This is a genomic window from Streptomyces sp. NPDC050504 (assembly GCF_044458065.1).
In the GTDB taxonomy this organism is placed as follows: Bacteria; Actinomycetota; Actinomycetes; order Streptomycetales; family Streptomycetaceae; genus Streptomyces.
Genome location: NZ_JBITHO010000013.1, coordinates 170251 through 188070 on the forward strand (window position 1 = coordinate 170251; position 17820 = coordinate 188070).

Annotated in this window: 10 protein-coding genes, 1 tRNA gene and 2 pseudogenes; 10 read left to right on the forward strand and 3 right to left on the reverse strand. The window is 67.4% G+C overall.

Annotated elements, in window-relative coordinates:
- Nucleotides 1-271: 271 nt before the first annotated feature.
- From ACIBNE_RS36885 to ACIBNE_RS36925, 9 genes and pseudogenes are all read left to right on the forward strand, one after another.
- Nucleotides 272-2320: an APC family permease gene (locus tag ACIBNE_RS36885; RefSeq protein WP_399279644.1), complete on the forward strand. Its 2049-nt coding sequence runs from the start codon at nt 272-274 to the stop codon at nt 2318-2320.
- A gap of 119 nt (nt 2321-2439) precedes the next feature.
- Nucleotides 2440-3789, forward strand: a complete 1350-nt coding sequence (locus ACIBNE_RS36890) for a class I SAM-dependent RNA methyltransferase (RefSeq protein ID WP_399279646.1) — start codon at nt 2440-2442, stop codon at nt 3787-3789.
- A 532-nt stretch (nt 3790-4321) separates the two neighbouring features.
- Nucleotides 4322-4576, forward strand: a pseudogene (locus ACIBNE_RS36895) (endonuclease NucS domain-containing protein); the annotation flags it as partial.
- Between the two features lie 119 nt (nt 4577-4695).
- Nucleotides 4696-5847, forward strand: a complete 1152-nt coding sequence (locus ACIBNE_RS36900) for a tyrosine-type recombinase/integrase (RefSeq protein WP_399279648.1) — start codon at nt 4696-4698, stop codon at nt 5845-5847.
- On the forward strand, nt 5844-7346 hold the full coding sequence (locus ACIBNE_RS36905; protein WP_399279650.1) for a hypothetical protein: 1503 nt from the start codon (nt 5844-5846) through the stop codon (nt 7344-7346). The genes ACIBNE_RS36900 and ACIBNE_RS36905 overlap by 4 nt, the downstream gene beginning before the upstream one ends.
- A complete protein-coding gene (locus ACIBNE_RS36910) occupies nt 7238-8311 on the forward strand; it encodes a tyrosine-type recombinase/integrase (RefSeq protein ID WP_399279652.1) in 1074 nt (357 codons plus the stop codon). Before ACIBNE_RS36905 ends, ACIBNE_RS36910 begins: the two co-directional genes overlap by 109 nt.
- 71 nt (nt 8312-8382) lie before the next feature.
- Nucleotides 8383-9222 carry a BRCT domain-containing protein gene (locus ACIBNE_RS36915; RefSeq protein WP_399279654.1) on the forward strand — a complete coding sequence of 280 codons (840 nt, stop codon included), beginning with the start codon at nt 8383-8385 and terminating at the stop codon, nt 9220-9222.
- Between the two features lie 44 nt (nt 9223-9266).
- Nucleotides 9267-9962 (forward strand): annotated as a pseudogene (locus ACIBNE_RS36920) (transporter); the annotation flags it as partial.
- Nucleotides 9963-11097: 1135 nt separating this feature from the next.
- Nucleotides 11098-11174 (forward strand) — tRNA-Pro (locus tag ACIBNE_RS36925).
- 333 nt (nt 11175-11507) lie between these two features.
- Here ACIBNE_RS36925 and ACIBNE_RS36930 read toward each other — a convergent pair.
- Nucleotides 11508-14648 carry an ATP-binding protein gene (locus ACIBNE_RS36930; RefSeq protein ID WP_399279656.1) on the reverse strand — a complete coding sequence of 1047 codons (3141 nt, stop codon included), beginning with the start codon at nt 14646-14648 and terminating at the stop codon, nt 11508-11510.
- Nucleotides 14649-14991: 343 nt separating this feature from the next.
- Here ACIBNE_RS36930 and ACIBNE_RS36935 point away from each other — a divergent pair, with 343 nt between their 5' ends.
- A complete protein-coding gene (locus tag ACIBNE_RS36935) occupies nt 14992-15843 on the forward strand; it encodes a hypothetical protein (RefSeq protein ID WP_399279658.1) in 852 nt (283 codons plus the stop codon).
- A gap of 102 nt (nt 15844-15945) precedes the next feature.
- Here ACIBNE_RS36935 and ACIBNE_RS36940 read toward each other — a convergent pair whose 3' ends face one another.
- Both ACIBNE_RS36940 and ACIBNE_RS36945 read right to left on the reverse strand, forming a co-directional pair.
- Nucleotides 15946-16737: a phosphoadenosine phosphosulfate reductase gene (locus ACIBNE_RS36940; protein WP_399279837.1), complete on the reverse strand. Its 792-nt coding sequence runs from the start codon at nt 16735-16737 to the stop codon at nt 15946-15948.
- 195 nt (nt 16738-16932) lie between these two features.
- Nucleotides 16933-17574: a hypothetical protein gene (locus ACIBNE_RS36945; RefSeq protein WP_399279660.1), complete on the reverse strand. Its 642-nt coding sequence runs from the start codon at nt 17572-17574 to the stop codon at nt 16933-16935.
- Nucleotides 17575-17820: the final 246 nt, after the last annotated feature.

Below are 17820 nucleotides of genomic sequence, written 5' to 3' on the forward strand. Positions count from 1 at the left end.
TCCCGTTTACCCCGCACTCCTGGTCATCCAGCTGACCTGCACAAACACCCTGCTCACAACTTCCTTCCCGGCCTACCGGGCAAATGAAGGAGCCACGGTCGAACAACGACCGAACAACTACCTGACAACAATTCGGACAGCCCGTCACGGCCGTTCACCACCGTGTTCACGACGAGCTTATGCGTCGTTCGGGGAGTTGCCCTCATCGAGTTCCGCACCGGTGGGGGTGGTGGGTGGGCGGGGCCCGTGGCGAGCGCTTACGATCCTCTGCGTGTCCAAACTGACCGACGTGCCCAAACGGATCCTCATCGGCAGGGCCCTGCGCAGCGACAAGCTGGGAGAAACGCTCCTCCCCAAGCGCATCGCACTCCCCGTCTTCGCCTCCGACCCGCTGTCCTCGGTGGCGTACGCACCGGGAGAAGTGCTCCTGGTGCTCTCCATTGCGGGCGTGTCGGCCTACCACTTCAGTCCGTGGATCGCGGTCGCGGTCGTGGTGCTGATGTTCACGGTGGTGGCGTCCTACCGCCAGAACGTCCACGCCTACCCGAGCGGCGGCGGCGACTACGAGGTCGCCAACACCAACCTCGGCCCCAAGGCCGGCCTCACCGTCGCCAGCGCCCTCCTCGTCGACTACATCCTCACGGTCGCCGTCTCCATCTCCTCCGGGATCGAGAACCTCGGCTCCGCCGTGCCGTTCGTCGTCGAGCACAAGGTGCTCTGCGCGATCGGCGTGATCGTCCTGCTGACCCTGATGAACCTGCGCGGCGTGAAGGAGTCGGGCAAGCTCTTCGCGATCCCGACGTACGTCTTCGTCGCGGGCGTCTTCATCATGATCACGTGGGGCGCGTTCCGCGGCCTGGTCCTCGGCGACGACATGCGGGCGCCCACCGCCTCGTACGAGATCAAGCCCGAGCACCAGGGCCTCGCCGGCTTCGCGCTGGTCTTCCTGCTGCTGCGCGCCTTCTCCTCCGGCTGCGCCGCCCTCACCGGCGTCGAGGCGATCAGCAACGGCGTCCCGGCCTTCCGCAAGCCGAAGTCCAAGAACGCCGCGACCACGCTCGCCCTGATGGGCGGCCTGGCCGTGACGATGTTCTGCGGCATCATCGGCCTGGCGATGGCCACCGACGTGAAGATGGCCGAGAACCCCGCGAAGGACCTGATCCACAACGGCGTCGCGGTCGGCGAGAAGTACGTCCAGGACCCGGTGATCTCCCAGGTCGCGGCCGCCGTCTTCGGCGACGGCACCTTCTTCTTCGTGCTCCTCGCGGCCGCGACCGCCCTGGTCCTCTTCCTGGCCGCCAACACCGCGTACAACGGCTTCCCGCTCCTCGGCTCGATCCTCGCCCAGGACCGCTACCTCCCGCGCCAGCTGCACACCCGCGGCGACCGCCTCGCCTTCTCCAACGGCATCGTGCTGCTGGCGGGCGCGGCCGTACTGCTGGTCTGGATCTACGGCGCCGACTCCACCAAGCTGATCCAGCTCTACATCGTCGGCGTCTTCGTCTCCTTCACGCTCAGCCAGATCGGCATGGTCCGGCACTGGAACCGCCACCTGGCCACCGAGAAGGACCAGGCCAAGCGCCGCCGCATGGTCCGCTCCCGCGCGATCAACACCTTCGGCGCCTTCTTCACCGGCCTGGTGCTGGTGGTCGTCCTGGCCACCAAGTTCACCCACGGCGCCTGGGTCGCACTGCTCGGCATGGTGATCTTCTACGGAACGATGACCGCGATCCGCAAGCACTACGACCGGGTCGCCGAGGAGATCGCGGCGCCCGACGGGCCGTCCGACGACAGCATCCGCCCCTCCCGGGTCCACTCCATCGTGCTGGTCTCCAAGGTCCACAAGCCCACGCTGCGGGCCCTGGCCTACGCCAAGCTGATGCGCACGGACAAGCTGGAGGCGCTGTCCATCAGCGTCGACCCGGCCGAGACGAAGGTGCTGCGCGACGAGTGGGAGCGGCGCGGCATCAACGTCCCGCTGAAGATCCTCGACTCGCCGTACCGCGAGGTGACCCGCCCGGTCATCGAGTACGTGAAGAGCCTGCGCAAGGAGAGCCCGCGCGACGCGGTGAGCGTCTACATCCCGGAGTACGTCGTCGGGCACTGGTACGAGCACCTGCTCCACAACCAGAGCGCGCTGCGGCTCAAGGGACGCCTGCTGTTCACCCCGGGCGTGATGGTCACCTCGGTGCCGTACCAGCTCGAATCGTCCGAGGCGGCGAAGAAGCGCGCGAGGAAGCGCGCGGAGTGGAACGCGCCGGGAGCGGTCCGCAGGGGCCCGGTGGAGAAGCGCCACAAGGAGCCGGCCTCCAAGCACTGACGCGCGGAACCGATCCACGAGCCCCTGACGCGTAGACTGGTGGGCTGGCCCTAGGGCCGGCCCACTTCCGCGTTCGACCGCATTCGCCCCTTCCCCTCTCTCCCTGGAGCCACCGCACCATGCAGAACACCCCCGAGAAGCCGCAGGTAGGGGACGAGAAGTCGCTGGTAGGGGAGGAGTACGAGGTAGAGGTCGGCCCGGTGGCGCACGGCGGCCACTGCATCGCGCGCACCGAGGGCGGCCGCGTCCTGTTCGTGCGCCACGCGCTCCCCGGCGAGCGCGTGGTCGCCCGGATCACGGACGGCGCCGAGACGTCCCGCTTCCTGCGGGCGGACGCGGTGGAGATCCTGACCGCGTCCAAGGACCGCGTCGAGGCGCCCTGCCCCTTCGCCGGCCCCGGCAAGTGCGGCGGCTGCGACTGGCAGCACGCCAAGCCGGGCGCCCAGCGCCGCCTCAAGGGCGAGGTGCTGGCCGAACAGCTCCAGCGCCTGGCGGGCCTCACGCCGGAGGAGGCGGGCTGGGACGGCACGGTCATGCCGGCCGAGGGCGACAAGCTCCCGGCGGGCCAGGTCCCCGCGTGGCGCACCAGGGTCCAGTACGCCGTCGACGACGAGGGCCGGATCGGCCTGCGCAGGCACCGCTCGCACGAGGTCGAGCCGGTGGACCACTGCATGATCGCCGCGCCGGGCGTCTCCGAGCTGGGCGTGGAGAAGCGCGAGTGGCCCGGCATGGCGTCCCTGGAGGCCATCGCCGCGACCGGCTCCCACGACCGCCAGGTGGTCCTCACCCCGCGCCCCGGCGCCCGGCTGCCCATCGTGGAGCTGGACAAGCCGGTCTCGGTGCTGCGCGTCGGCGAGAAGGACGGGGCGGTGCACCAGGTGCACGGCCGCGCGTTCGTCCGCGAGCGCGCCGACGGCCGTACGTACCGCGTCGGCATGGGCGGCTTCTGGCAGGTCCACCCGCAGGCGGCGGACACCCTGGTCAAGGCGGTCATGCAGGGCCTGATGCCCCGCAAGGGCGAGACGGCCCTGGACCTCTACTGCGGCGTCGGCCTCTTCGCGGGCGCGATCGCGGAGCGCATCGGCGACAAGGGCGCGGTGCTCGGCATCGAGCTGGGCAAGCGCGCGGTCGAGGACGCGCGCCACAACCTGAAGGACCTGGACCGGGTCCGCATCGAGCAGGGCAAGGTCGAGCAGGTCCTGCCCCGCACCCGGATCACCGAGTGCGACCTGATCGTCCTCGACCCCCCGAGGGCGGGCGCGGGCAAGCAGACCGTCCGCCACCTCGCGTCCCTGGGCGCCCGCCGCATCGCCTACGTGGCCTGCGACCCGGCAGCCCTGGCCCGCGACGTGGCGTACTTCGCGGAGGCGGGCTACCGCATGCGCACCCTGCGCGCCTTCGACCTGTTCCCGATGACGCAGCACTTGGAGTGCGTGGCGATCCTTGAGCCTGCCGAGAAGGGCGCCTGACCTGCAGTTTCTCTGGTGTGCATTATGTGCGTTGTGGGCGTTACGGGCGATATCTTGACGCTGAAATGACGCTCGCGACGCTCATTTGACGCTCGTTCTGATGCCCCGTCAGGCATGCCTGGCGGGGCATCAGGCGTAAAAAAGCCGCCCGCCTCCCCGCTTTCGATCAGGGGTGCGGGCGGCTCTTTTGGGCGAGTGATGCCCTCTGCGAGGTCCCGTGTTTCGGTCACGCTGTGTACCGAACCGGAGGGCTGGACGGCCCTCCTGGAATGTCCCTGCCTGAGCCGGTCTGCTGTCGTCGCTTGGTCAGCACATCGACTAGAGGGGGAGGCAAAGGCACATCTTCGCGGTCGCCAACGGTCTTCCAGAGCTAACGTGCGGTCTGTTCGCACAGCGAGTACGCCCGCCTCCGGCTCTTCCCGTGAGCCTTCTCGCGGTTGTCGAGGTGTTCGACGAGAGGGCCGTCGCTGCGGGCCGGAAATGATCGTGACTTCTGTGGCGTTGGCTGACGGCACAAGATCGGGAGGGGAAGGTGCCAGGGCTGAAGCTGTTCCACACGAAGAGCGGCGTGACCGAGGTCATGCCGCATCTTGCTGACGTCGAGGCGGATGTGCAGGACCTCGTCGAGGAGCACATGGAGACGATGCTGGGCATCAGGTTCCTGGCGAGCGAGTACGTCATCGACTGCGTCGACGGCGGACGGATCGACTTGCTGGGGACCGACGAGAATGGTGCACCCGTGATCGTCGAGTACAAGCGCGGGACCGACGCAGACCTGTTGACTGAACTAGTAGCGGAGTTTCCGCAGGTCAGTGACCTAATGACGGAAGCGTCGTTGAGTCGGACATGGAGGCATCGCGAGACTTGGCGGCCCTGTCTGTCCCTCTGGTCGGGGAACTGGTGGCCATGGGTGATCCGTGGGATCCCTACCGGCTCATCGACCCCGCAGGGGAGCCGGTCGAAGGGGCGCACGCGTTCCTGCGGGACCTGCAAGGAGCCGGCCGATCGGCAGCGACGGCCCGTTCCTACGGGATGGACCTGCTGCGCTGGTTCCGTTTCCTCTGGGCTGTCGAAGTGCCGTGGGACCGAGCGAGCCGGCTCGAGGCGAGGGACTTCTCCCGCTGGCTTCAAGTCGCTGGCCAGCCGAGGCGCCCGCACTGGCGACGCCCGAGCGAGGTGGGCCGGTGGGCCCCAGGTGGCAAGCTGTACGCGGCGTCGGTGCGAGCGCACAGTGAGACGGTGCTGCGGGGTTTCTACGATTTCCATCGCGACATCGGCACCGGACCGGTCCTCAACCCGTTCCCGCTGGACCGAGCACGTCGCGGCCGGCGGGCCCACGCCCACCACAATCCGATGGACCCTCCCCGCAACGAACGCGCCGGACTCTACCGGCCGAGAGTGCCCAAGCGGGTGCCCCGCAGCGTCCCCGACGAGGAGTTCAACGAGATCTTCGCCCGGCTCCCGTCGCACCGCGACCGGGCCCTGGTCGCCTTCTACATCTCCACCGGCGCTCGTGCCAGCGAACTGCTCAGCACATGGCAGGCCGGCGCCGATCCGGGGCGTCAGCTGATCTCGGTGGTTCGTAAGGGCCCCGGCGAGGTCCAAGAACTACCTGCCTCGACTGATGCGTTCGTCTGGCTGCGGCTATACCAGCTGGAGATGGACGACGCGATCCCGCGCGGGCGACGCCTGCCGCTGTGGTGGACCCTGCGATCCCCGTCGAGGCCACTGACCTACCACGCGGTTCACCGCATGTTCGAGCGAGCGAACGCCAAAGCGGGGACATCCGCGACGCTGCACGCGCTGCGGCACACCACCGCCTACCGGATGGCCGAGGACCCGAGTCTTCCCCTAACCGATGTCCAATTCGTCCTCGGGCACGCTCAGTTGACCACAACGCAGCTTTACCTCACGCCTCGCAAGGAAGTGGTGATCCGGCGGCTGCTGGCCCACCACGCGGAGCAGACACGGCAGGCAGCTGCCCGCATCGCTCCACCTCCGGCAGCCGACTACCGGCCGGAGAGCCTCGATGTGCTGTTCGGGACCGGTGCCCGATGACCATCACCTCGTCGCCGAATGCCAGCCGCCGCACACCGGCTGCTGGACTGGAGCCTCAACTCACCCGCGCGATGGTCGCCCGGCAGCGCTTCCCCGCCCGCAGTGTTCCCGACAACTGGCCGGGCACCGAGCGCTCCCGCGCCGAGGCGGCCCGGTTACTGTCCCGTCCGCCCTACACGCTGGAGAACGCCGGCAGCGAACTGCACCACAAGCACGGCATCGTCATGGTGCTGGACTGGCTGGAAGATCAGCCTGGGCAGACTTGGCAGGAGTGGTGGAAGGCCAGCGGCATCGAGCAGGCCGGTGCCGCCTGGCGGCCGATGATCAAGCAATGGCTTCACGAGCGCGGCCTGAGGGCAGACTGGCGCATGCCGGTGGTGGGCCGGGCCCTGACGACGGTGATCAGTGCTGAGCTACTGCGACCTTCGGTGGACTGGCTAGCCGCCGGGGCCAGCCGCCAAGGAGTCCTGGTCCGCTCCATGGCACACAGTCGAGACCCAGACGGATTTGAGCGCCTGCGAGAGCTGGGTGCTCAAGCCCAGGGCGTGCGGCCGGGCGCCGTCACTACAACGCTCTGCCGCGGCGCCCTCATCCTCGCGGCGAAGGGCGGCACGATCGCCGACATCACCGTCGGCGACGTCCTGGAACTGCTTGAGACCCAAGCCGTGGTGCTCAAGCGGGCGATGGCGGGAACCGAAGTGTTCTACCGCCTGCTGTATCAGTTCGGAGCCCTCGGAGAGGATGCGCCGCGGAATCTGCGCGAGGTTCGCTACCTGGGTCAACGGACCCCGGAGGAACTGATCGACCGCTATGGCCTGCGCTGCCGTGCTGTCCGTGACCTGCTGGTGGACTATCTCCGTGAACGTCAGCCGGCGCTGGACTACAACAGCTTGAAGTCCCTCTCCTACCACCTCGGCAAACGCTTCTGGCAGGACATCGAGCAACACCACCCCGATGCGGACAGCCTCCGCCTCGCCCCGGACGTCATCGGCCAGTGGAAGCAGAGGACCCGCACCAAGGACAAGACCGTCACCGGTCCCGACGGTCGCCGCACGAGCACCAAGGTCGAGAGGCTCAACCACCGGGACACGCTCACCCAGGTGCGGGCCTTCTACCTCGATCTTACCCAGTGGGCGCTGGAAGACCCTGGCCGCTGGGGCCCTTGGGTGGCACCGAGCCCGGTGAGGGCTGACGAGTTGGAGAACCGCAAAGTACAACGACGGCGCAAGGCCAGAATGGACGCCCGCACCCGCGAGCGCCTGCCGGTCCTGCCATCCTCGTCCGCTCGGTCGACCAGCGCCGCAGAGACGCCGCTGCGGTACTGGAAGCCGCCCGGAATGCCGACCCTGGCGAGGTATTCACCGCTGCCGGTCAGCAACTCGTACGCGCCGTGGTTCCGCACGGAACGGCCGGCCGAATCTGGGCCGAGGACCCCCACACCGGAAGACGCCGCGATCTGGGACTCGAGGACGAGCGCGCCTTCTGGACCTGGGCCGTAGTCGAGGTCCTGCGGGCCACCGGCATCCGCATCGAGGAGCTGCTGGAACTCAGCCACCACAGCCTGGTCCAGTACCGGCTGCCCACCACCGGTGAACTCGTCCCCCTCCTGCAGATCGTCCCGTCCAAGACGGACACCGAGCGCCTTCTGCTGGTCAGCCCAGAACTTGCCGACGTCCTCAGCGCGATCATCTGCCGAGTCCGGAACACCACCGGCGCTGTTCCTCTGGTCCCCTCCTACGACCGCGGCGAATGCGTGTGGCAGGAGCCCGCCCCACTACTGTTCCAACGGCGCATCTGCGGCGAGGACCGGGCGTTCACCGACGAAACCGTCCGCACCATGCTGGACCAGGCCCTCATCGACACCGGACTGACCGACGCCGCCGACGCCCCGCTCCGCTACACACCACACGACTTCCGGCGGCTGTTCATCACCGACGCGATCCTCAACGGGCTGCCGCCGCACATCGCCCAGGTGATCGCCGGGCACCAGGACATCAACGTGACTCTCGGCTACAAGGCCGTCTACCCCGAGGAGGCGATCCAGGCGCACATGGCTTTCCTGGCTCGTCGCCGGTCCCTCCGCCCCAGCGAAGAATACCGCATCCCCTCCGACGAGGAGTGGCAGGAGTTCCTCGGCCACTTCGAGCGGCGCAAGGTCTCCATCGGTGCATGCGGCCGTGCTTTTGGCGCCCCCTGCATCCACGAACACGCCTGCGTCCGCTGCCCGATGCTCTGGCCCGACCCCGCTCAGCGTGACCGGCTCGTCGAGATCCGCGACAGCCTCCTCGCCCGCATCGCCGAGGCCGAACGCGAGGGCTGGCTCGGTGAGGTGGAAGGACTCCAGGTGAGCCTCGCCGGGGCAGAGGAGAAACTCGCCCAGCTTGACCGTCGTGCCTCCAGTCGGACCGTCGTCGATCTCGGTATCCCCACGAGCCGACTCGCAGACGGGACATCGTCCTCATGAGGGGTGTCAGGGGCCACGCAAGACGGGATGGCGCCGTGCGGCAAGATACGCCAGGATATGGAGGGGGTCATATGAACGGCGAACTCTGCGGCGGATGGGTTCACTCGCTGGGCGGGCACACGCTCTGCTTCACCGGCAAAGTACTCATCGATGGCGAATGGAAGGTCCGAAAGCACTGCCGGGAGATCGCCGAGCAGCTGGGAGCGGACTGGAAGCCCGACTTCTCCCGCAAGATCACCATCTTCGTCCACGGCGACCTCGCAAGCCAAGCTGTGACTGACACGCACCGGGAGTACAGCAAGAAGCTCGTGCGAGCCGCATGGGAACGCGACCGTGGCTACCACGTGTGTGTCGTGGACGGCGATGGCTTCGCAGACTTGATCAGTGGATATCCTGCGCGCTGCCGAGAACTGCAGCGGGCACAAGGTGATGACGATCAAGTCCTTGTCCTTCCCCAGACCGGCGATGGAGTCCTGGGCGGCCCGCTTCAACGCCACCGAGTCGGACACCACGCTCCTGCCCCTCTGACGGTCGACCTTGCACATCTCGACAAGGGCACAGAGGCGCACGAGGCGACTATCGCCGCCTTGATCAAACATCTGGCAGAACAGCAGATCGAAGTACGCGGACACGCCCGCAATGCACCGCGATTCGACGCGGGCTGGTCGCGGGGACAGGAAGTCTTCATCGCTGAAGTCAAGAGCTTGACCGGAGCGAGCGAAGAGCAGCAGATCCGTCTGGGGATCGGCCAGGTCCTCGACTATGCCCATCAACTCCAACTCGCAAGGACACACGGCCAGATACGTCCCGTCCTGGTTCTGGAAAAGCAGCCGACGGACCCAAGGTGGATCTCACTCGCCGAGTCCAGCGGGATCCTGCTTACCTGGGGACCCGCCTTCGCAGGGTGCTGAAGCCACCGAACCCCAGTTCCCGCAGATATGAAACAGCCGGGACTGATGCGCTTGGCCTGCAGCACTGCTCAACCGCATCGGACGAGTTCAGAGAAGGTGTGATCAACCAGGGCCTCTACTACATGGCCTGGCTGACGAGCCATAAGGGCGCCTTCCGCAGTCTGGTCCGCGACCGGCTCGGAGTGACGGCCGCGTCTCAAATCCTGTGGAGCGGACCTCGGCTGATCTGTGTCGCCGGCGACTTCACCCGCTACGACGCACACGCCGTACGCGAGCACCGGCGTTCGATGGACCTGGTCCGCTACCGGTACTTCGGCAGTGACCATTTCGGCCTGGAGACCGTGGCTTCGGCCACCGGACAGTCGGTCGCTTCACGGCGGGTTCGGCGACAGACGGCCGGACTGCCCACGGTTCGAAGGCAGGACAGTGCGATGACCGAACTGCCCGCGGCGGTCGACGAGGTGTTGGTCGGACTAGGTGACGGCGTCACCCGGGTGCAGCGCAAGCAGTACCGCGCTTACCAGCGGCTGCGGAACTTCGCCTGCGTCTGCCCGCCGCAGCAGACCAAGCTCCTCGTCTACCTCAAGGCGGACCCGAAGGGAGTCGATCTCGTTCCGGGCTTCACCCGGGACGTCACGCAGGTCGGTCACCACGGCACGGGCGACCTGGAGCTGCAGTTGCGTACGGAGCGGGATCTGGAGCGTGCCCAGGATCTGTTCCGCCTCAGCTATGCCGCTGCGTATCAGGGAGATAGCCGACGAGGTTGTGTGCGGCAAGGGTGTGCAGCTGTGGGCTGCTGTCGTGGTGATGCCTTTCGACGGGGCGGGCAGGGAATGGCGGTGGAGCTATAAGGATGCGGGTCGATCCCCGGTTTCGGTAACCGGGGATCCGCCGCTATATTGCAGCGTTCGCCTCGGGGGTCTGTACCACGACCTGAAGGCGGCATGGATTGCCGGGTCAACCCAGAGAATGGTCTGCTCGCCGGTCGCGGCCTCCGTCCCGGAGCTGGAGTCGGCGGGGGCGGTTGTGCGGACGCCTGGGCGTGAGGGGCATGGCGAGGCGGTCGAGCTGGGGCAGCGGAGGGCTCGTGCACGAGGCCGTTCGCCAGCTCGAATGCGACGTCCTGCAGCACGGTGGACGAGGTATGGCGGAGAAGCGAAGAGCTCAGGTGGGCTGGTGGACGGCGCCGCCGCCGATCGAAGACCGGTGGCGCCATACCTGCACTTCCCGCTGGCCAGCGCGATTAGAGGGTCACCGCACCGGCGGGTGTACGCCGCGGTCGGGTCGGGGATTCGGGGTGCAGAGCCGTCGTCGGCGGTGCAGGCCGGCGAGCCCGGCGGCCCGCACCAGGCGGGCGATGCATCGACCGCCACAGACCGTGCCCTTGCGCTTGAGGACGGTTGGGATACGCGGGGGCGTCATAGGCGTCCCGGGACCGGGCGTGGACGGCGGTGATCTGCCCGGTCGCTCCGTGTCCTGCACGGCCCGCGGATGGTCCGGGCAGCAGCACAAAGGGGGTCGTTATGAACTGACGGCCCCAAGCGGTCGGGGCGGGTTTCCCGGTGGAACGATGTGGTCCTCAGGTCGGACCTCGGCCCGCGACTCCCCTCAACGGCGGGGCGGCCAGTTGTAGCTGTCCTGGACAGGCAGTCAGCCGGGTAACGCTCAGCAGTCGCGGCAAAAGCCTTCACTCGTTGATTGCGCCCCGCAGGGCCGGGCCCGTCATGTCCACGACGACGGCCATGTCCCTGAGTCCTTCTGGTAGATCCGCGCGCTGCTCTTCACCGCTCAGCAGTGATCACGGAGGCGTCGGTTTCACCCTGGTATGGTCTTCCATGCACGACTGGCCGGGGAAACCCCAGGTCAGAGAGGCATCGGGACGTGGCGCAGCTTGGTAGCGCACTTGACTGGGGGTCAAGGGGTCGCAGGTTCAAATCCTGTCGTCCCGACCAGCATTTCACGCAGGTCGGAGGCCGTTCTCTCAGAAATGCGAGGACGCTGCTCAGCCGGGCAGCGGTGATCAGTTGTGGCTGACATCCCCGCGGAGCGCCGTCGGCTCGCGGGCACGGATGGCCTGGCCTCATCCTCTCCGAGGAGCCGCTGACACACACGGTGAATCTGGGGGTGTTAGCCCTGTTGTTCACGCCAGGTGTCCCAGGCGGGGAGCCAGCCAGGCAGTGAAGGCCCGGCGCACCCTCACCCTCAGGGCATCGCAAGCGTCTTGTGGGATGCCGCCCTTGTTTTCCCTGTAGGGGTGCCGAGGCACCGTTACCGGGAGGAATGGCTCAGGTATCCGCTGAGAGGCCGCCGCCGTTGACGGATTCCCGCATCGTTGTCACGAGCGCAGTCGCCTGCTCGGCCCGAACCTCGTCGTCGGTCTCGCTGAGCGCGGCGACCGCCGCCGTACCGAGCGAGATGGCCTCCTCCGGGGCCGTCGCCCACATGGTCGACGAGAGCAGGAAGAGTGCTCTCCCCTCCCCGTGGCGGTCCCGGGCCGTCTGGAAGAGCGTGATCGCCTTGCGGACGGCTTCGATGGCCGGGCCCGTGAGCCCGAGCACCCCCCGCACCTTGCCCAGGTTCATCAGTGCCCCGGCTTGTGCGTGGGTATCGCCGACTTCCTCGAGCAGGTCACTCGCCCTCGTCAGTATCCGGGCGGCCTCGGCCGGCGCACCCGCCTGGAGTCGGCTGGTCCCGAGGTTCGTCAGGGCGATGCCTTCGCCGCGCTTGTCCCCGAGGCCGCGAGAGAGGGCGACAGCGTCCTCAAGGACGTCTGACCCGTCACCGAGTCCGCCCTCACGCAGCGCCGTGCCCAAATTGTTGAGGGCCATGGCGACACCGTGGCGATCATCGGCCCTGCGGAAGGCGTCCCGTGCGGCCGCGTGCGCGGCTGCGGCCTCACCGGCCCGTCCCAATTCCCTCAGAGCCAGGCCGAGATTGTTCTGGGTGACCGCTTCACCGTGCCAGTCACTGATGAGGCGGCAGATCTCGATGTCTCGCTGATACACGCCCACCGCTTCCTCGTAACGGCGCGACTCGGCCAGAGAGCGTCCGAGGTTGGTGAGCGCGGCACCTTCACCACGGCGATTTCCCGCCTTGCCCTGGAGCACGACGGCCGTTCGCAGTATGAGCACGGCCTGCTCGAAGTCACGCATTTCATGCAGGGTGTGACCGAGGTTGGTCAATACCTCGGCTTCGCCCAGAAGGTACCCTTCCGCCCTGTACATGCGGAGGGCTTCCTTGTGTGCGGCAACCGCTTCGGGGAACCGAGTTAGTCCTCTGAGAGCGCATGCCCGTGCGTCAAGGAACGTGGCGCGGAAAGTGGCCGGGGTGCTTCCGGAGCAGTGCTCCAGTGCGCTGTCGTATACGGCTGTCAACTCGGCGAAACTCCGACGCAGTTTGAGGTAGTCGCCGATGCGTCCCGCCATCTCCAGGACGATGTAGGGGTTGTGTGGGTGGGGCGTTGCGGTGATGGCCGCGACGAGGTTCGCCCGCTCTTCATCGAGCCAGGAGAGCGCGGTGCTCCGGTCGGCGAACTGAGGCGTCGGAGGCTGGCCTGGGACGAGGTGGTCATGTGCCTCGGCCAGGCGACCAGCGTAGTGGCGGAGCAGCCGGTCCAAGGCGGCGGAGCGCTCGTCGTCGGTGTGCTCTGCCCGCCCGGTCTCGTCCGCGTAGAGCCTGATCAGGTCGTGCATGCGCCACCGGCCATAGGTGGCCCCGCTCTGCACCAGATGACCGCGCCCCAGGGCCTCCAGGAGTTCCTCGGCCATGTCCAGGTCGACATCGCAGAGCTGGGCCGCGGACTCGGTCGAAACGTCGGGGCCGGCGTTGAGCGCGAAGAGCCGGAAGAGCCGTGCCTGGTCCGATGGCAGGTGTTGGTAGGACAGTTCAAAGGCGGCTCGTACCGCGAGGTTCCCCCGGCTCAACCGGCGCAGGCGGCGATGCTCGTCGTCCAGCGCCTGGGCCATCGAGGACAGCGGCCGGGTCGGCTGGTCCGCCAGCAGGGCGGCGACAATCCGCAACGCCAGTGGCAGGTGTCCGCACTGCCGGGCGATGGCCTCGGCCGTGTCCAGGGCGTCGTCGACCCGCGTGTCCCCCTTGCCCCGGCTCGCCCGCAGGACAAGGCGGAGCAGGTCGACGGAGTCCACGAGATCGAGGACGGCCAGGTCGTGTAGGCGGGCATCCAGGTCGGACAGCGTGTGTCGCGAGGTGATGAGCACGGGGGTGCGCGCGTCACCTGGGAGGAGGGGTCGGACCTGCTCGCCGTCCATGGCGTCATCGAGGACGACCAGGGTGCGCTGGCCCTGGTCGGCTCTGCCGCGCAGCGTCGACCGGTACAGTCGCGCGCGGTCCTCGAGACCCACGGGGATGTGCTCGTGGTCGATGCCCAACCCCCGGAGCAAGAAGCCGAGTGCCTCGCCGGGGCCCTGACGGCGGGCCGGGTCGTATCCGTAAAGTTCGACGACAAGGACACCGGCGAACCAGCCATCCTGGCCATGGGCGCGATGGGCAACTTGCCGCACCAACTCGGTCTTGCCGACGCCGGGCAGCCCGGCGACGACGTGGACCGACGGCCCCTCGCCGATGGCACCCGGGTCCAGCACAGAGAGCAGCCCAGTCACGGCTGCCTCCCTGCCGGTGAACGTGCCGGACGGGGCAGGCAGCCCCAAAAGGGCGGAGGCCGCCTGATGGGCAACGCGGACGGCGGCGGCCTGGGCAGCCCCACCCGCCGACGGTGTCACAGCGTCTCCCCCTTGTGGGATCGCGCACCGCAGCCCGTACTGCGGGAGTCGGGCCGTCAAGGCCGCTGAGTCGAGGCGCGTGCCCAGAGAGTTGAGGAGGAGGTCGCCCACGGCCAGGACCGCCAGGCGGCCGGGAGCCCCGGTCAGCGCCCTTTCGGCGAGAGCGGCATTGCCGGCGACCACGTCGCGCTCATCGGGCCACTCCACCCACAGGGCGCGGAGCATGCGCCACGCTGTTTCCGCTGCGCCATAGATCCGGGGGGACGCGAGTTCATTGAAGGGGGCACGGAGTTCGTCCGTCAGCCAGTCACGAGCGAAGGAGGGGAAGTCGTCGGAGCGACGGGCGCGGTCGCCGAGTTCCTGGAGTGGCCGAGCCGGCACCATGGAGACGAAGTGGAACTCGTGGCCTGCCTCGGCGTGGGTGCGCAGGTGCGGCCAAATCCCCTTCGCCTCCAGGGACGCGACGTTCCAGCCGTTGGCATTGCGGTTCTGTCGTTTCACCTGGTGCACCTCGGTGCGACCGCCGTGGCGGTAGGCGAACTCGGTCCCTTCGCCGAGGATTCCGTTCGGTTCGAGGGTGAGCGAATCGCCCTGACCGAGCAGGACGTACAAGGCGTGCCTGATCGTCCAGACGCCCTCGTATCGGTTGCCGAACTTGTCCGTCTCTCCACCCGGCCTCGGTGCCACCGGTTCCCCCCTTGCCCCGCCCACCGGACGACTCCGCGACCCCGCCCCGTGCACGGTCGAGTGCAGGGCCACCGTATCCGGCGGCGCTGACAGCGGTGTTCCGTCGGCAGATCCTGATGTGACCGAGTACGGGGGTCTCGCCGACGTCAAAGTACACGAGTACGCGTTGGCCTCTGCACAAGCACGCTCCTGATCGATACCGAGGAGGGACGACAGCGTGAACTCGTATACGCACAAGGAGAATTGCCAGGCCACCGGCTCGTACGGCGCACCATCAGCACATGAGCCCCGCACCAGCCCCTGGCCCCGGGTGATTGTCAGTGGTGCGTGAGACGCTCCGTCTATGACCACTCCCCGAACGGGCGGCTCCTGCATGCCGTCCTACCGAACGCAGTCAACGCTTGCTCTGTCCGAACCCGAGGACCACGTCCGCGAACTCACTGACTGGATCGAGCACGCCTCCGTGGTCACCGGAGTGCCCGGGGTGCAGGAGGTCTGGGACAACGCCTACAAGTGGCTGCGCCTTGCCCAGGGGCTGCGCATGATCACCTTCGATATGACCTACGACGATGGCGGTATGTGCTCGGTAGGCGGTGACTTCGACGACGTCTGGACAGAGATGATGGAGGAATGGCAACTGCACCAGGTCCGGCTCGGCTACCTGCGCGCAGCGCTGGAAGGGTTCGTCCGGCTGCTGCATCCCGACACCGCGCGGCCCGGGCTCGCCATCGAGGTTGCTGAACGGCAGCTGCAGCAGCACGCCGAAGCGTTGCCCCTGCATGCACGAGCGGTCGCCGAGCATCTGGGGACGCACTCCCCCGACCGGGCCGGGGACAGTGCCGCCCCCGTTACAACTGGCGTAGTGCAGGCGATCGCCCTGCACGAGAAGGATGTGCACGGCTTCGTTGGGCTGCCCGAACCGATCAACGACGAGGACATGAAGATCTACCCCGCGGGGCACGCTGAGGTCTGCGCCGCCAGGGAAGCCTCCACGGTGCTTCTGTTGGGGATCCAGCTGCTGATGGCCGCAGCAGTGAAGGAGGACCGCGTCGCGGCTTTCGACGACAAGTACCTTCTCGACGGAAGGTGGATTCCCCACGCCTCTGGTGACAGCCGGTGGGTGGACGAAGAGATGCCGTACGGCGAGTACCTGGCCGTTCTCCACCTTGCCCCAGGTGAGCCGCCCGAGCTCTGAGCTCACCACACTCGGCAGCTATCCAGCGGTGGGCAACTCCTGCATTTCCCCGGGGGGGGCAAGCGGAGGCTGGAACCCATGGCCCCAGCCCCCGTGGCCCGCTCACGTCATGCACCAGCCTGAGTCGCAAGCACGCTCGTCCTCATCGGCGCTGCCATCATCTGGGGAAGTATCGGGAATGGCCTGGGGGAGCGGGATCCCGTACCTCGTGAGATACACGGCGTCCCGCCCGAGGGCGGCCCGGCGCCGATTGATCGTCTCCTCGAGCTGGACCGACAAGGCGAACAGCTCCGGTTCATGCCTGCGCTGGTGGCGCCAAGCGCCGACCGTGCGAAAGGGACAGAAGAAGCACGAACTCTTCGGCGGCACTGGAAGGCCGGCTTCGGAGATGATGCGCTCGCAGTCGTCCCTGCGGAGCCTGAGGTCGAGAAGCGGATATTCGATTACCTCGTGGCGCTCGCTTCGTCGGCGGTTGGCTCGGTGGATTTCGTCAAGCGATATGCCGATGCCAACCACCGCTGGAAGCTCAGCGGTGGCGCCGTGTTCCCGGAGCCACTTCCCAACCATCTTGATCTTGAAGTCTGCCGTGCAGTTACGTCGGCCCGGCGCACCGTTGGCCATGCGGACCGGGATGGGAATCGATCGAGTGTCTGGCCGGTTCAGGCGCTCCACGAGCGTTTCGGTGGTTCCGTCTCGACGGCGGCGCTTGAGCTCATGGAGTCCAATGCCGGCACGGGCGGCATACGGGATGGCGATCTTGCGGACATAGGCCAGCGTCGCAGGGTGCTCGCTGTCGTTGCCGACGTTGGCGAAGAGGAAGGTACTGAAGTCGATCTCTTTGCGAGCGGCCAGGACGAGCAGGGCCGTGCTCTGGACGCCGCCTCCGTAGGAGATGACTCTCGCGGTGGGGACGCCATTTTGTTCTCCGGCCGACTGGAGAACAGATCGAGGTTCATTATCGGTCGAGTTGGGATGGACTCCTGGGATGCACGGCAAGATCGACACATGAGAGATAGTATGGATAGCGCTCTGGCGTATCAAGTGTTTCTCTCGAAGCTATCGGCGAACAACTTTTGCTGGACGCGCAAGCTACGGCTGTGGCTTGATGGTCACGGAGTAACCCTCTGCCAGAACGGCAGCCAGGAACTCGACCGCGGCAGCCTGCTCCGTGGCCGTGAATGTCCGCACGCCGGGTGGTGCCGGCCGAGTCTGACGCAAGGCTCTGCTGGACCCGCGCCCGCGTGGCTTCTGCGGGGTGCGATGACCAGCGTTGAGTAGGCTCACCTCGGCTGCGACTACGGTTCGCTCGCGCTGTACGGCGTCATCCAGGATCGTCTGCAAAAGCCAGAGCGGCGAGCCGGAAAGGACAAGGTCGGCCGCGACGAACTGGCTGCGGTGACGCCATCGCGAGATCGTCTGCGCGTCGCGCCCAAGTACGCTTCCCGCCTCCTGAATGCCCAGGACGATGGGCAGTTGCCGCTTGTCTCTGATCTCGAGGCCGCGGGGGATCCTGGCCTTGTAGGACGTCAGGCGCTCCTGATCGATATGGCGCTCGCCGGCCTCAAGCCTCAGCACCGTCTCCAGCAGCCAGTACGGGTTGCCGGACGCGACCAGGTCCGGCTCAGCGAGGGTGCCATCCGCCCGCCACTTCTGCGACGTCTGACGTTCGACGTGAAAGAGAGAGGCGACCTCGGCGTGTCCGAGCAGGTAAGGCACCCGCACCTGCGCCATGAATGCTTCCCATCCCCTACGATTCCACCGATGGTGACGACTGGGTGGCTCTGTTGCTCTGCCAGGTTGTCCAGGGCGATTTTAGTGTGTGTTCGCGAGACACTCGAAGCACTCCCGCTCGGATGGGCAGTTGGCGGGGCCGTCGGCAAACGAGCTCATCCGCTGCGGTCCTCCGATTCTGGAGGACCCGGCAGGAGCTTCAACAGTGACTTACTTGTGCGGCTCTCCCTGCCGGGCCGAACACGC

Excerpts from the sequence above, each read along its gene's own strand:
- ACIBNE_RS36890 (WP_399279646.1), top strand. The coding sequence starts at position 2,440 with ATGCAGAACACCCCCGAGAAGCCGCAGGTAGGGGACGAGAAGTCGCTG.
- ACIBNE_RS36900 (WP_399279648.1), top strand. The coding sequence starts at position 4,696 with ATGGGTGATCCGTGGGATCCCTACCGGCTCATCGACCCCGCAGGGGAG.
- ACIBNE_RS36905 (WP_399279650.1), top strand. The coding sequence starts at position 5,844 with ATGACCATCACCTCGTCGCCGAATGCCAGCCGCCGCACACCGGCTGCT.
- ACIBNE_RS36915 (WP_399279654.1), top strand. The coding sequence starts at position 8,383 with ATGAACGGCGAACTCTGCGGCGGATGGGTTCACTCGCTGGGCGGGCAC.
- ACIBNE_RS36935 (WP_399279658.1), top strand. The coding sequence starts at position 14,992 with ATGACCACTCCCCGAACGGGCGGCTCCTGCATGCCGTCCTACCGAACG.
- ACIBNE_RS36945 (WP_399279660.1), bottom strand. The coding sequence starts at position 17,574 with ATGGCGCAGGTGCGGGTGCCTTACCTGCTCGGACACGCCGAGGTCGCC.